The organism is Planktothrix rubescens CCAP 1459/22 (genome assembly GCA_904830895.1).
Lineage (GTDB): Bacteria > Cyanobacteriota > Cyanobacteriia > Cyanobacteriales > Microcoleaceae > Planktothrix > Planktothrix agardhii.
Genome location: LR882958.1, coordinates 3027696 through 3041444 on the forward strand (window position 1 = coordinate 3027696; position 13749 = coordinate 3041444).

Sequence of the window (13749 nt, forward strand, 5' to 3'; positions counted from 1 at the left end):
TAGAGGAAGCCTACGGACATGGAAATGCTGACTGTCTTAAACACCTTCAATCCTCTCCCTCTCGCTAGTTTAGAAGTTGGCCAGCACCTTTATTGGGAAGTCGGCGGTGTAAAACTGCATGGTCAGATTTTTCTGACTTCGTGGTTTGTAATCGGTTTGCTGATTACCGTCTCAGTGTTGGCCAGCAGTAACGTGCAGCGAATTCCCAGTGGGATGCAGAATTTTATGGAGTACGTCCTAGAATTCATTCGCAACCTAGCTAAAGATCAAATCGGGGAAAAAGAATATCGTTCTTGGGTTCCCTTCATTGGAACACTGTTCTTATTCATCTTTGCCTCTAACTGGTCAGGTGCTTTAATTCCTTGGAAGGTGATCGAACTGCCTTCAGGTGAATTAGCAGCCCCCACCAGCGATATCAATACTACAGTGGCATTAGCACTGTTAACTTCTTTAGCGTATTTCTACGCCGGAATCAGAAAAAAAGGCCTAGTGGGTTATTTTGCTGATTACGCCCAACCGATGGCGTTTCTCGCTATATTTCGGGTGATTGAAGATTTTACCAAACCCCTCTCCCTGAGTTTCCGTTTGTTTGGTAACATTTTGGCGGATGAACTGGTGGTCGCCGTGTTGGTATTCCTGGTACCCCTGTTTATTCCTCTGCCTCTAATGGTTTTGGGTTTATTCCTAAGTGCCATTCAAGCCCTAATTTTTGCGACACTGGCGGCGAACTATATTGGTGAAGCCCTAGAAGGACATGGCGGAGAACATCACGACTAGGAAAAGAAACAAAGACTTTAAAATTTCTTTTTTTAGGGATTGATTTTTCTAAAATGTGTTGTTGGGTTAAACTTAATCCCCTTTATTGGTAAAATAAAGTTTTGGGAACCCCAATCCATCTAACGAATTTGGCATTTGTAACGGGACAAAGAAGAAAAATATTTTCTTCAAACCTCCTAATTTTATCAATGCTGATCGGGATTGATTTCACTTTGTCTAACTGATTGTTTGTTAACTCTTTTGTATTTAGAAGGAAGAAAATTATCATGAATCCACTAATTGCTGCTGCTTCCGTTGTTGCTGCTGCTTTAGCTATTGGTTTAGGCGCGATTGGCCCTGGAATTGGTCAAGGTATTGCTGCTGGTCAAGCAGTGGAAGGGATTGCTCGTCAACCCGAAGCAGAAGGTAAAATTCGTGGGACTTTACTGTTAAGTTTAGCCTTCATGGAAGCACTGACCATTTATGGTTTAGTCGTTTCTCTGGTATTACTGTTTGCCAACCCCTTCGCCTAAACAGTAATCCAAAACATGGATTTTAGGTTTTAGGTTTCAGATCATCTGAAATCTAAGTCTAAAATCCATCTTGATGAAACTATTCAAGGGACAATAATGCACGGGACAATTCTATTTGCGGTTGAAGAAGCTGCCAAAGAAGGAGGACTTTTTGATCTGGATGCAACCCTGCCTTTAATGGCGGTACAGTTCTTAGTTCTGGCAGTGATTTTGAACCAGGTTTTTTATAAACCATTAGGAAAGGCGATTGATGAACGGGCGGATTATATCCGCGAGAACGAAGTCAACGCCAAAGAACGTCTGGCTAAAGCTGAAAAATTAGCCCGGCAGTATGAATTAGAGTTAGCAGAAACTCGTAAAAAAGCTCAAGCGATCATTGTAAAAGCTCAAGCAGAAGCTCAGAAAATTGCCTCTGGAAAAGTTGGTGAAGCCTTACAAGAAGCGCAAAAATTGAGAGAAATAGCGGCTCAAGAAATTGAGCAGGAAAAACAACAAGCCCTGCAAGCTTTAGAACAACAAGTTGAACCTCTCAGTCGCCAAATTTTAGAAAAATTATTAGGGGCTGAGTTAGTTAGATAATCTTGGCTGCGCTAAAGCTGAAAACAAACTTGTGATCAGCTTGTTAAATTACGAGAAAATTCCCATTTGAAGACAGCCCAGGCTAGATTCTAACACCCGACATCGGAGGTTAAAACTTAAGCCTTGCATTTATGAGAAGAACATCATGGAGACTGTTTTATTACTAGCCACAGAAGCTGGCTCCCGTGGGATTGGTATTAATACCAATATTCTTGAGACCAACCTAATTAACCTAGGCATTCTGATTGTTGTGCTGGTTTACTTTGGGCGCGGCTTTTTAGGAAAAATCCTAAATGAAAGACGCTCTACCATTGAAGAAGCCATTAAAGAAGCTGAACAGCGTCAACAACAAGCGCAAGCGTCTCTAGCAGAACAACAACAGAAATTAACCGTAGCCCAAACCGACGCCCAACGGATTTTAGCCGAAGCCGAAGAACGGGCAAAAACGGTTAGAGATTCAATTCTAGCTAAAGCCACCGAAGATGTGGAACGCATGAAAGCAACTGCCAGCGCTGAGTTAGATTCAGATCGGGAACGGGTGATCTCTCAACTGCGTTCTCAGATAGCTACTCAAGCCATTGAACTGGCAGAATCTCAACTCAAACAGCATCTGAATGACAATGTTCAGGAACGCTTAATTGATCAGAGTCTAGCTCTGCTCGGAGGTTGAATATGAGTGCGATCGCCGGACAAATTATTGAGCCTTACGCCTCGGCGTTAATGTCCGTGGCTCAATCAAGAAATTTAACCGAGGAATTCGGTAATGAGATTCGCTCATTACTAGAATTACTAGACAATTCCGCAGAATTAAAAACCTTTTTAGGAAGTCCTGTGGTGAAACCCCAGGATAAAAAAGCCATTCTGCAAAGGATCACGGCTGATGAAGTTAATCCCGCATTGCGGAATTTCTTGATGCTGTTAGTGGATCGAGGACGGATTTTATTCCTAGAGGAAATTGCTAAACAGTATTTAGTGTTACTGCGGAAACTGAATCAAACGGTTTTGGCAGAAATCACTTCCGTTTATCCGTTAACAGAGGCACAATTGACTACTCTTTCAGAGAAAGTCAAGGCTATGACCAATGCTCGACAAGTGGAAATTGCCACCACAGTCGATCCGGATCTGTTGGGCGGTGTGATTATTAAAGTTGGATCTCGCGTAGTAGATGCCAGTTTGCGCGGACAACTACGCCGTATTGGGATGAAATTATCCCAATAATTGTTGTGACCCGTCATGATCATGTCGGGAATCTTTTTTTAACTTATAACCTTTAACTACTGACAAGAAAAATGGTAGCGATCAGACCTGACGAAATTAGTAGCATTATTCAGCAGCAAATTGAACAGTACGACCAAGACGTTAAAGAAACCAACGTCGGGACTGTTCTGCAAGTCGGTGACGGTATCGCCCGGATTTATGGCTTAGATAAAGCCATGTCTGGGGAACTGTTAGAATTTGCCGACGGTACTATTGGTATTGCTCTCAACCTAGAAGAAGATAACGTCGGTGCAGTATTAATGGGTGAAGGTCGGGAGATCCAAGAGGGTTCCGCCGTCACCGCCACCGGAAGAATTGCCCAAATCCCCGTTGGGGACGCCATGTTAGGCCGAGTTGTTGATGCCTTAGCCCGTCCAATTGATGGTAAAGGCGATCCCAAAACCACTGAAACTCGCTTATTAGAATCCCCAGCCCCTGGGATTATCGAGCGTCGTTCCGTGTGCGAACCCATGCAAACCGGGATCACCGCCATTGACTCCATGATCCCCATCGGTCGGGGTCAACGGGAATTAATTATTGGTGACCGTCAAACCGGAAAAACCTCCATCGCCATTGACACCATCATTAACCAACAGGGCGAAGACGTGATCTGCGTCTATGTTGCTATTGGTCAGAAAGCCTCTACGGTGTCTCAGGTGGTGGCAACCCTAGAAGAAAAAGGCGCGATGGCCTATACCGTCGTTGTGGCTGCTAGTGCTAGTGAATCCGCTACCCTGCAATACCTGGCTCCCTATACTGGGGCAACCATCGCCGAGTATTTCATGTACAAGGGCAAACACACCCTGGTCATCTATGATGACTTATCTAAACAGGCCCAAGCCTACCGTCAAATGTCCCTGTTACTCCGTCGTCCTCCCGGACGGGAAGCCTATCCTGGGGATGTGTTCTATCTCCATTCTCGTTTATTAGAGCGGGCTGCGAAACTGAACGACGAACTCGGCAGTGGCAGTATGACGGCATTACCGATCATCGAAACCCAAGCGGGTGACGTTTCGGCTTACATTCCGACTAACGTGATTTCGATTACCGACGGTCAGATATTCCTCTCCTCCGACTTATTTAACTCCGGTTTACGTCCGGCGGTGAACGCCGGGATTTCCGTATCCCGGGTGGGTTCGGCGGCTCAAACCAAAGCCATGAAGAAAGTGGCCGGGAAAGTGAAGTTGGAGTTAGCTCAATATGCTGAGTTAGCAGCCTTCTCCCAGTTTGCCTCCGATTTAGACCAAGCCACCCGTAACCAATTGGAACGGGGCAAACGTCTACAAGAATTGTTAAAACAGTCCCAAAATTCTCCCCTGCAATTATTTGAACAGGTGGCGGTAATTTATGCTGGAATTAACGGTTATCTCGATGAAGTTCCCGTTGAAAAAATCGTTGCCTTTGCCATTGGACTGCGGGAATATCTGAAAAATAGCAAACCCAAATATGTCGAAATCGTTCAAGGCAAAAAAGTCCTTGATGACGAAGCTGAAGGTCTGCTGAAAGAAGGAATTAATGAGTTCAAACAAACCTTTTTAGTCTCTGCTTAATCAGCTAGTAGATATCATTTATCAGTGAAAGAGTTAAGGGTGATCAGTGAAAAGTTAAAATACTGTTCACTGTTGACTCTTTAACTGTTGGGTGATAGAGCAGTCGCCAGAAAAGTGTTTGACAAAGACTGATGCAGCCAACCTTGACTGGTGAAACCTGTTCCCCGTTCCCTGTCCCCTGCTATAGACAAAACTATGTCAAATTTAAAAGCGATCCGCGATCGCATTGATTCGGTTAAAAATACCAAAAAAATCACAGAAGCGATGCGTCTAGTTGCTTCAGCCAAAGTGCGTCGTGCCCAGGAACAAGTCTTGGCATCCCGCCCCTTTGCTGATCGATTAGCCGGAATTCTTTATGGTTTACAATCCCGTTTAAAATTTGAAGAAGCAGATTTACCTCTGCTCAAACAACGGGAAGTTAAAAAGGTAGGATTACTGGTAATTGCTGGTAATCGTGGCCTGTGCGGTACTTATAATAGCAGTGTGATTAAAAGGGCTGAAACTCGCGCTAAAGAGTTAGAAGCCGAAGGTATTGAATGCACCTATTTATTAGTAGGACGCAAAGCAATTCAATATTTCCAAAGACGGGATACTCCTATTCGCGCTACGGTAGAAAATCCCGAAAAAAATCCAGCCTTAGATAAAGTACGGGATTCTGCGGACAATCTTCTGGATTTATTTTTATCAGGTGAATTGGATCGGATTGAGTTAATTTATACGAAATTTGTTTCGTTAATTGCTTCTCGTCCGGTAATTCAAACCCTGTTACCCCTTGATACTCAAGGGTTGGAACCTCAAGATGATGAGATTTTCCGTTTAACGACTAAAAATGGTCAATTTGAGGTCACACGGGAGAAAGTCAAAAACACTCTCACGGATTTACCAAGAGATATGATTTTTGAACAAGATCCCGCCCAAATTTTGGATGCGTTATTGCCTTTATTTTTAACCAACCAATTGTTACGCGCTTGGCAAGAATCCATCGCCAGTGAGTTAGCCGCCCGGATGACTGCGATGAGTAATGCGAGTGAAAATGCTGGAGATTTAATTAAATCTTTGACCTTATCCTACAACAAAGCTCGTCAGGCTTCCATTACCCAAGAACTTTTGGAAGTAGTGGGTGGTGCAGAAGCATTGAAATGAGAAGTTAATCTTTGAAAAGTTGAAGGTTCACTATTAACAGTCAACCTTCAACCTTTTAATTTAACTTACACCGCCGGGAAGTCCCCCGCTCTACCCATACCCAGGTGAGCGGTGGTATGAAAGGCGGGTCAACGTAGGTACGGAGTTGACCCCATCTTTTTTCAGTATTATGTAGTAAGATATTCAGACCAGGAGGTGCAAATCGAGTGCTGCACAAAGCTGTACAAGTCCGTCTGTATCCAACTGCATTGCAAGAAGCACATCTCGCCCAAACATTTGGATGTTCGCGCTGGTGGTGGAATTATGCTTTAAATAAATCGATTCAGGTTTATCAAGATACGGGAAAAGGAATGGGACAGGTAGCACTCAACGCCCTACTACCTAAGCTCAAAAAAGCCGAAGATACTATTTGGTTAGCTAATTGTTACAGTCAGGTTTTACAAGCTACAACACTTAATTTAACCACTGCTTATAAAAACTTTTTTGAGCAACGTGCAGGCTTCCCTAAGTTTAAGTCTAAACATGGCAAACAGTCAATTCAATACCCTCAAAATGTCAAAATTGTTGATGGTAATGTCAAACTTCCTGGCAATATTGGGATAGTCAAAGCCAAAATACATAGACCAATTGAGGGGAAAATCAAGACTGTAACTGTTAGTAAAACTCCTTCTGGGAAATATTTGGCATCTATATTGACCGAAATTGAAGGAGAAAATCAAACTATTTCAGAAGGTAAGATTTATGGTATTGATTTAGGAATCAAACACTTTGCTGTTGTTACTGATGGTGAAAAGGTTTCTAAATACGATAATCCTAAACATCTTGCTAAACATGAGAAAAATCTCAAACGCAAACAGAAGAAATTAGCGCGTAAACAAAAGGGGAGTAAATCCAGAAATAAATATCGTCAAGTTGTTGCCGCATTGTACGAACGAGTTAGTAATTCCCGGCAAGATTTTCTACATAAACTTAGTCATAAGTTGGTCAGCGATAGCCAAGCTGTCATAGTAGAAAATCTTCATGTCAAAGGCATGGTTCGTAATCACAATTTGGCAAAAGCAATATCTGATGCAGGATGGGGAACTTTCACTAATTTCTTAGCTTACAAAGTAGAACGAAAAGGTGCTAAGTTAGTGGAGATTGATAGATGGTTTCCCAGTTCCAAACTCTGTTCTAATTGTTTCTATCAAGTAAATGAGATGCCATTAGATGTTCGTGAATGGACTTGTCCTAATTGTGGTACTGATCATGATAGGGATGGAAACGCAGCTATGAATATTAGAGCAGAAGGCATCAGAATGCTAAAGACGGATGGTGCAGCCGTTTGGCGCTGTAGGATGGGAGGTAAGACCCCATCTTGGGCGAAAGTCTAAGATGGGGCATTCGCCTGTGAGTACAGAAGCCGACACTGTACTTGGTACTCCAAGTCAGTGTGGGTAGTTCACTATCGGTTATCCCTTAAATATTGAAGAATCCCTTGGGCGATCGCTTGAGCCATGCGACTGCGTTGGGCCGGATCACCCAACATATAGGAATCATAATTATTAGTCACAAATCCCGTTTCCACTAATATCGAAGGCATTGAGCTATTTCGCAGCACATAAAAACGAGCGGTCTTAATACCCCGATTCGGCAGTTGTGAAAAACTTGCCATTATACTGTTTTGAACATATTGAGCCAGACGGGCACCACTGCTGTAGTAATAGGTTTCAATCCCACTAGCCGCCGCATTCGTAGCTGCATTGGCGTGAATACTGACAAATAAGGTCGCATTTATGCGATTAGCCATATCCACCCGGGGTTCTAACTCAACGGTGCGATCATCCAAACGAGTCATCACCGCCTGTACTCCATTTTGCTGCAAAATCTGCGCCACCTGTTGAGAAATTGAGAATACCACATCTTTTTCTCGCAGTCCTCCCACACCCACAGCCCCGGGATCACTGCCCCCATGTCCAGGATCAATAATGACCACCGCCCGACCATTTGGAATCGGATTATTAGAGGGGGGGTTAACCTGAGTAGGGGGAAAAGGAAAGGGATTTCTATTGGTTTGAGGAGGATTAGAACGAGGCGGAAAGGGTGCTGGATTGGTATTCGTTCTTGGAGGAAAGGGTCGAGGTGTGGGAGCCGGAACCGTAGCAACAGGGTTACCCGCCCTCACCCCTAGCCCTTCCCCCACAAAAGCTAAAGCCAACTGTTGAGGACTCCCTTGGCTAATTTGTCCCACTTCAATTCGAGTTGCTGGTTTGATTAACAGGGTAAAGGTTTGGGGATCTTCCTGACGTACCCTTGTCCAAATAATCGGACTTCCGACCTGTCTTTGGGGTAAGGCAACACCTTCAGCCAAGGCTGCGGAGAAAAACGTAATACTATAGGACTGAGTTTCATTATCCCAACCACTACTATAGTTCAGGGGCTGATCGGATTGAATGAGAAGTTGTTGGTTACGAATTTCAACGGAACGAATTTTTGCAAAGCCCCCGGACAATTGGACGGCGGGGGGAGTGCTTCCCTGGGGCCAAACCGCTACCCCTCCAGCCGATGACCGAGCTTGCCAATTTTGACTCCGTTTTGGGGTACTCATGGTGACCCGAACGACTGGGGGGTTATTTGAGAGTTGGGTGACTTGAGAAACCGTCACTCCATCTCGGTTGACCTGTTTTCCAGTTCCGTTTGAACGGGCTGCTAAGGTGGCACCTAGAATATCCAAAGTCATCCAACTTCGATCTTGACTTTGTTTAAATTCAATATCAGCCATTTTGCCCGTAGTATGCAGCACAATCCCATTATCCCGCACCTCAACTTGAGCTAAGGTGGTTTGAGGCTGCTGGGAAATAGAACGATTAACGGTCTGTTGAGGTAGTGGAGCCGGTAAACGAGCAGGTGCTGGAGCGACAGGTCTGACGGGCGGGGTTTGAGGTAAAGGTAGGGAAGGACGGGTTGCTGCTGCTACGGGAGCGGAAGCAGGTGTGCCGACAGCTTGAGGCGAGGGTAGTTGTACCGTCCACTGAGTCGGGGAAATCCCCCGAAATTGGACTCCTTGAGGATCGAGAGTATAACCATCAACCAATTCCACCACAATTCGAGTAGTTTGGTTATCGACTTGACCCACTCGAATTTCCCGAATGGCTCCCCCAATTAATTGTTGACGGTTGACACCCCCTAAACTGGTTCCAGGCAAATCAATGACTAATCGGGTGGGGTTGGAGAGCAGTTGAGCTTTGGGTTGTACCCCCCCATCGGTTGTAAAGCTGAGGCGGTTTTGAGAGCTTTCAAATTGCCAAGATTGCAGACTGGCTGCTTTGGCGGGAGAGGTCAGGATAAAAAAGCTGACTAAACCGGGCATTAACCAACGCAAAAATAGAGTTTTTCCCATTCGTGACACGCTAAGAACCTTAATTAACAATTGAATTTGGGTCAAGGTTTGACACTCCCACAGCCACACCAAAAAGGGATTCTAAGATGTCGTCGGTCATTGCCGGACAATCCGAGGCTTGAATCCTAACACCATCACTAAACATGGTGATCTGTCTTTTATGGACAGAATCAACAAAGCGAGTGCATCATATCATAGTTTCGCGATCGCCTACGAGGGCAGTTGACACATCGCCAATTTGAAAAGATTTTCCTATGGCATAGTTAAGGATTAATTAACCGCTTTCTGACTTGAGGAAATTGGCTTGAGCAACTTAATTCTGTTTAAAAGTTTTAACATTTCGAGATTCATAAGATCATGATGGGAGTGTGGAAACTCAGTGTCTTTAGACCTGAGAGGAAACACGACACAGGGGAATTTATTCCCCTTGAAATATTAAAAGATGTGCTAAAATCAAAAGACACAAGTAAGAACAATAAACATCTGCGTGTTGAAACATTCTAGTATCGGAGAAATCCCGGCTCCCCTGAAACAACGGTTAGGTTAAAGTCCTAACGGCAGTATGACAAGCAAGGAGCAAATAATGGCAGATTGTAGAGCGTACCGCAACTTGGCTTAGTGATGGCTTGGTGAAAGTGTATTGATTCAAGAGTAAAAGTATCGGGAAGATTGGGCTTGTCGCTTAATCAACTCAGTAGACGATCTTTGGCTGTCGTAGCGAGAATTAGGTTAAACTAATCCTGTCCGCAGAATCTCAGTGTCTTCAGACCTGAGAGTGTCAATTCTTTCAATAATATAGCAGGGAACAGGGAACAGGGAACAGGGGGGAAACACTTTACCGTCTGGGTTCCAAGATCCGTCTGGTGTCTTAACTGCCTTGGCGGTTGCTATATCACGGATTTTTGAGATTTAGAGTGTTTTTTTAGTATAAATAATTACTTGCTAGTTATGTAATTAACTTTGGTTAACTACTTATTAAGAATAAAGACTAGCAACATATTCACCATAACCATTATAGGGTAAAGTTGGCTGTTTTTCCCAAGAAAAACTAGGCTTACTGCTAACAATTCTTTCCGTAGCTTGTGACCAACGGGGATGGGGTTTATTTGGATTAACATTCGCCTCGAAACCATATTCATCCGGGCCTAAAGTATTCCAAAAAGTTGCGGGTTGTTGATTTAAAAATTCAATTTTAACAATGGATTTTGCCCCCTTAAATCCATATTTCCAAGGGAGCACCATCCGTAAAGGAGCGCCATTTTGTTTAGGGAGAGTTTTCCCATACATTCCTACGGCAAAAAAGGCTAAATCATTTGCCATTTCCTCAATCCGTAATCCCTCTGTATAAGGCCAAGGATAACCATTAGCCCAAAATCCTGGCCCAGTGGTAATTTTAGGATCATAAAAAGAGGTAAACCGGACAAATTTAGCCTCGGAATTAGGTTCAACCGCCGCCATTAATGCCCGCATTGGAAACCCCAACCAAGGCACAACCATCGCCCAGGCTTCAACACAACGAAACCGATAAATTCGTTCTTCTAGGGGGAATTTTTTTTGAAGATCATCTAAAGTATATGTTGTCGGATTTTTAACTAATCCTGAAACCTCAACTTTCCAATCTTCTAACGGTAAGGCTTGGGCGGCTTGCCAAATAGACTTAGTTCCGCCATACTCATAAAAATTATTATGTTTTGTTGCTAAATCTTCTGCTGTAATGGGACGATTGACTTTGGCAAAATTGGGATTAGTTTTGAAATCAGAAATCCCCTGTACTGAATTATTTTGTGTTTTTGAAGTTGCTTGACAACCCACTAAAGATAAGGCTGATGCGGTTAATCCTGCCCCAATTAAGTTTTTCATAAACCGACGACGATTCATAAAAACAGACTCGGGTGTTATTTGATTTTCAGAAATTTCCCAAGAGGGAACAATACGAATTAAAGTCATGTTAAATAATAGGTAATGGGGAATAGGTAATGGGTTTTGGGTTTTGGGTAATGGGTTTTGGGCAATAAACTAACAACTGATGACTGATAACTGATGACTGATAACTGATGACTGAATTAACCTAAAGTTTGAGAAAGACTTATTATAGAAAAATATATTAACAAATTCTGGTTATGAGTTACTGCATCAACCCCCAATGTCAGAACCCCCAGAACCCGACCCACGCCATTACCTGTAAGGGTTGTGGGTCGGAACTGCGCCTCAAAAACCGCTATCGTGTGATGCGAGTTTTGGGTCAAAGTCATTGTCACCGAACCTTTTTAGCCATTGATGAGGACAAACCGACTCAACCGCGCTGTGTGATTAAACAATGTCTGGATGCTCCCCTATCTATCCCCCAGGCGAGTGTCGAGTTTCGTCTGTATACCCAAACCCTAGACCAGATTAGTCAGCATCCGGCCCTTCCTGAATTATTAGCCTGCTTTGAAGACCACAGCTATAGTTATCTCGTACAAGATTATATCCCCGGACGCAATTTAGCCGAAGAACTCGAACAGGAAGGCGTTTTTTCAGAACTGCAAATTTGGGATTTATTGAGTGCAATTCTTCCAGTTCTGGAATTAATTCATAATAAAAATAGAGTCCATGGGGATATTAAACCGGAAAATATTATTCGTCGTCCAATTTTAAATCCGAATTCCCCGACTAAAAAACAACTGGTTTTAGTTGATTTTGCTGGAGTAAATCCCCTGCAAGGTTCAGCCGAATATGTTTCCCCCGAACAACTACAAGGAGAAATTAGTCCTAAAAATGATCTCTATAGTTTAGGGGTGACTTGTTTGCATCTGCTAACTCAAATCAGCCCCTTTGATTTATGGAATATTAAAACAAATTCTTGGGTCTGGAAGGATTATCTAAAAACCCCCATTAGTCACCGCCTAACCCGAATTCTGAATCGACTAATTGAACGTGACCCCACTCAACGCTATGCTTCGGCGGTCGAGGTCATCCAAGACTTAAAATCCGGGCCGATTCTGGTCAAACTCCCCCAAATTCGTCAACATCCATGGATATTAACCGCTTTGGGGGGTGCAACTTTGGCGATGTTGTCCCTATTCCTGAATTCACGAGTTCCCCAACCAAACTCTGAACCCATAGAAATAGAACCCATTTATCAGATTCCCGATATTTCGGTTCCCCCCCCGGAGACTTTTACCCCAATTATTCCCCAATCACCCCCGGCGATGCGGACGTTAGTACAGAATATTGGCCCAGTGTGGTCGGTGGCCGTCAGTCCCGATGGTCAATTTGTAGTGTATGGGAATACCGATGGGTCAATTCAGATTATTGATGCGGAAACCGGGGGATTAATTAATACCCTATTGGGACATTCTCAACCCGTAGGAACCTTGGCTATCAGTGGCGATGGTCGGACTTTAGTGAGTGGAAGCGGTGATAAAACGATTTTAGTTTGGGATTTGTGGAGTGGGCGTCAGAAAAAAATGCTCTACGGTCATCAAGGATGGGTTTATGCCGTTGCCATAAGTCCCGATGGAAAGCAGGTGGCGAGTGTGGGTCGTGACCAAACGATTCGGCTATGGGATATATCCACCGGAAAAACCGTAAAAACGTTACCAGGGTATGGGACAGAGGTACAATCCCTGGCTTTCAGTCCCGATAATCAAACCCTGGTCAGTGGCGGAAGTAACGGGATTGTGGATATTTGGAACTGGCACACGGGACAGTTATTGCGGACATTTAAGGCCCATTCCGAGGCGATTTGGTCGGTAGCCATTAGTCCCGATGGTCAGAGTTTAGCCACGGGCAGTTGGGATCATTCGATTAAATTATGGGATTTAAACGAGTTAGAATCTCAATATTTTAGTAATACTCCGGCGCAAATTCTTCTGGGTCATGGGGATAAGGTGCAGTCCGTTGCCTTTAGTCCCGATGGTCAAACCCTCGCCAGTGGGGATTTTGCCGGGACAGTGAAACTCTGGCAAGTAGATAATGGCGGATTGGTTGGAACCTTTAAAGGACATCGAGCTTGGGTAAATGTGGCTTTTAATCCTCGAAATCATACTTTAGTGAGTGGGAGTTTTGACGATACCTTGAAGGTTTGGCAATTATTACCCAGTCCATAGGACAGGGAACAGCGTTGAAAACCTGCCCAAATATTGGTTCTAAAGCTCCTAATTTTAAGGCTTTTGGCACATTGATGCTTACCTACTTATTGAAGTTTTGATGCAATCAGACCAACAAGCACCAGAAAACCTAATATTCTACGAAAGTAATTAACGCCTTGAAATAATTCTTCCCAAGCCCAAGTAAACAAGGAGCCAAAAGCTATTATGTCTAGTCCTAGATTAATTTTACCTGTTGTAAAAACTATCTTTAATAAACTAGCTACAATCCAGACAATAAGTGGTGGATTTGGCATCTGAGCGAGAATAATTTTACCTTCGCTATCCCGAAAAACTTTATCAAATAACTTATTTTTCATTAAATTTCTCTCTTGTTTGGTGTTTCTATAAGTTTGACATAACCATGAAACTGGCATCTTTCACTACAGCACATTGTTAGCTACATAACCTTTTAGAAAGGG

General features: G+C 43.6%; 12 protein-coding genes and 1 pseudogene. 9 read left to right on the forward strand and 4 right to left on the reverse strand.

Features of this window, described 5'->3' with window-relative positions:
* Positions 1-18 precede the first annotated feature (18 nt).
* From atpB to NMG86_RS14230, 8 genes and pseudogenes are all read left to right on the forward strand, one after another.
* The gene (atpB, locus tag NMG86_RS14195) at positions 19-777 is read left to right on the forward strand and encodes a F0F1 ATP synthase subunit A (protein ID WP_026786421.1); all 759 of its coding nucleotides are present in this window, start codon (positions 19-21) and stop codon (positions 775-777) included.
* Positions 778-1043: 266 nt separating this feature from the next.
* Positions 1044-1289 carry an ATP synthase F0 subunit C gene (gene atpE / locus NMG86_RS14200; RefSeq protein ID WP_026786419.1) on the forward strand — a complete coding sequence of 82 codons (246 nt, stop codon included), beginning with the start codon at positions 1044-1046 and terminating at the stop codon, positions 1287-1289.
* 93 nt (positions 1290-1382) lie between these two features.
* Positions 1383-1868, forward strand: coding sequence for a F0F1 ATP synthase subunit B' (locus NMG86_RS14205; protein WP_026797912.1), 486 nt, complete (start codon positions 1383-1385; stop codon positions 1866-1868).
* A gap of 145 nt (positions 1869-2013) precedes the next feature.
* A complete protein-coding gene (locus tag NMG86_RS14210; RefSeq protein ID WP_026786417.1) occupies positions 2014-2538 on the forward strand; it encodes a F0F1 ATP synthase subunit B in 525 nt (174 codons plus the stop codon).
* A gap of 2 nt (positions 2539-2540) precedes the next feature.
* On the forward strand, positions 2541-3086 hold the full coding sequence (gene atpH, locus NMG86_RS14215) for an ATP synthase F1 subunit delta (protein ID WP_026786416.1): 546 nt from the start codon (positions 2541-2543) through the stop codon (positions 3084-3086).
* A gap of 71 nt (positions 3087-3157) precedes the next feature.
* On the forward strand, positions 3158-4675 hold the full coding sequence (gene atpA, locus NMG86_RS14220; protein WP_026786415.1) for a F0F1 ATP synthase subunit alpha: 1518 nt from the start codon (positions 3158-3160) through the stop codon (positions 4673-4675).
* A 195-nt stretch (positions 4676-4870) separates the two neighbouring features.
* Positions 4871-5818, forward strand: coding sequence for a F0F1 ATP synthase subunit gamma (locus NMG86_RS14225; RefSeq protein WP_026786414.1), 948 nt, complete (start codon positions 4871-4873; stop codon positions 5816-5818).
* A gap of 206 nt (positions 5819-6024) precedes the next feature.
* A pseudogene (locus NMG86_RS14230) lies at positions 6025-7258 on the forward strand (RNA-guided endonuclease InsQ/TnpB family protein).
* Positions 7259-7262: 4 nt separating this feature from the next.
* Here NMG86_RS14230 and NMG86_RS14235 read toward each other — a convergent pair.
* The 3 genes from NMG86_RS14235 to msrP form a co-directional block, all read right to left on the reverse strand.
* Positions 7263-9197, reverse strand: a complete 1935-nt coding sequence (locus NMG86_RS14235; protein WP_193372474.1) for an N-acetylmuramoyl-L-alanine amidase — start codon at positions 9195-9197, stop codon at positions 7263-7265.
* A 19-nt stretch (positions 9198-9216) separates the two neighbouring features.
* Positions 9217-9342, reverse strand: coding sequence for a hypothetical protein (locus NMG86_RS14240; RefSeq protein ID WP_264477970.1), 126 nt, complete (start codon positions 9340-9342; stop codon positions 9217-9219).
* 830 nt (positions 9343-10172) lie between these two features.
* Entirely contained in the window at positions 10173-11144 is a 972-nt protein-coding gene (gene msrP / locus NMG86_RS14245; RefSeq protein ID WP_026797914.1) for a protein-methionine-sulfoxide reductase catalytic subunit MsrP, read from the reverse strand.
* Between the two features lie 173 nt (positions 11145-11317).
* Between msrP and NMG86_RS14250 the strand changes: the two genes are divergently transcribed.
* On the forward strand, positions 11318-13288 hold the full coding sequence (locus NMG86_RS14250; RefSeq protein ID WP_026797915.1) for a serine/threonine-protein kinase: 1971 nt from the start codon (positions 11318-11320) through the stop codon (positions 13286-13288).
* An 86-nt stretch (positions 13289-13374) separates the two neighbouring features.
* On the opposite strand, the gene NMG86_RS14255 is transcribed toward NMG86_RS14250, so the two are convergent.
* Positions 13375-13647: a hypothetical protein gene (locus NMG86_RS14255; RefSeq protein ID WP_026794200.1), complete on the reverse strand. Its 273-nt coding sequence runs from the start codon at positions 13645-13647 to the stop codon at positions 13375-13377.
* Between the last annotated feature and the right edge of the window lie 102 nt (positions 13648-13749).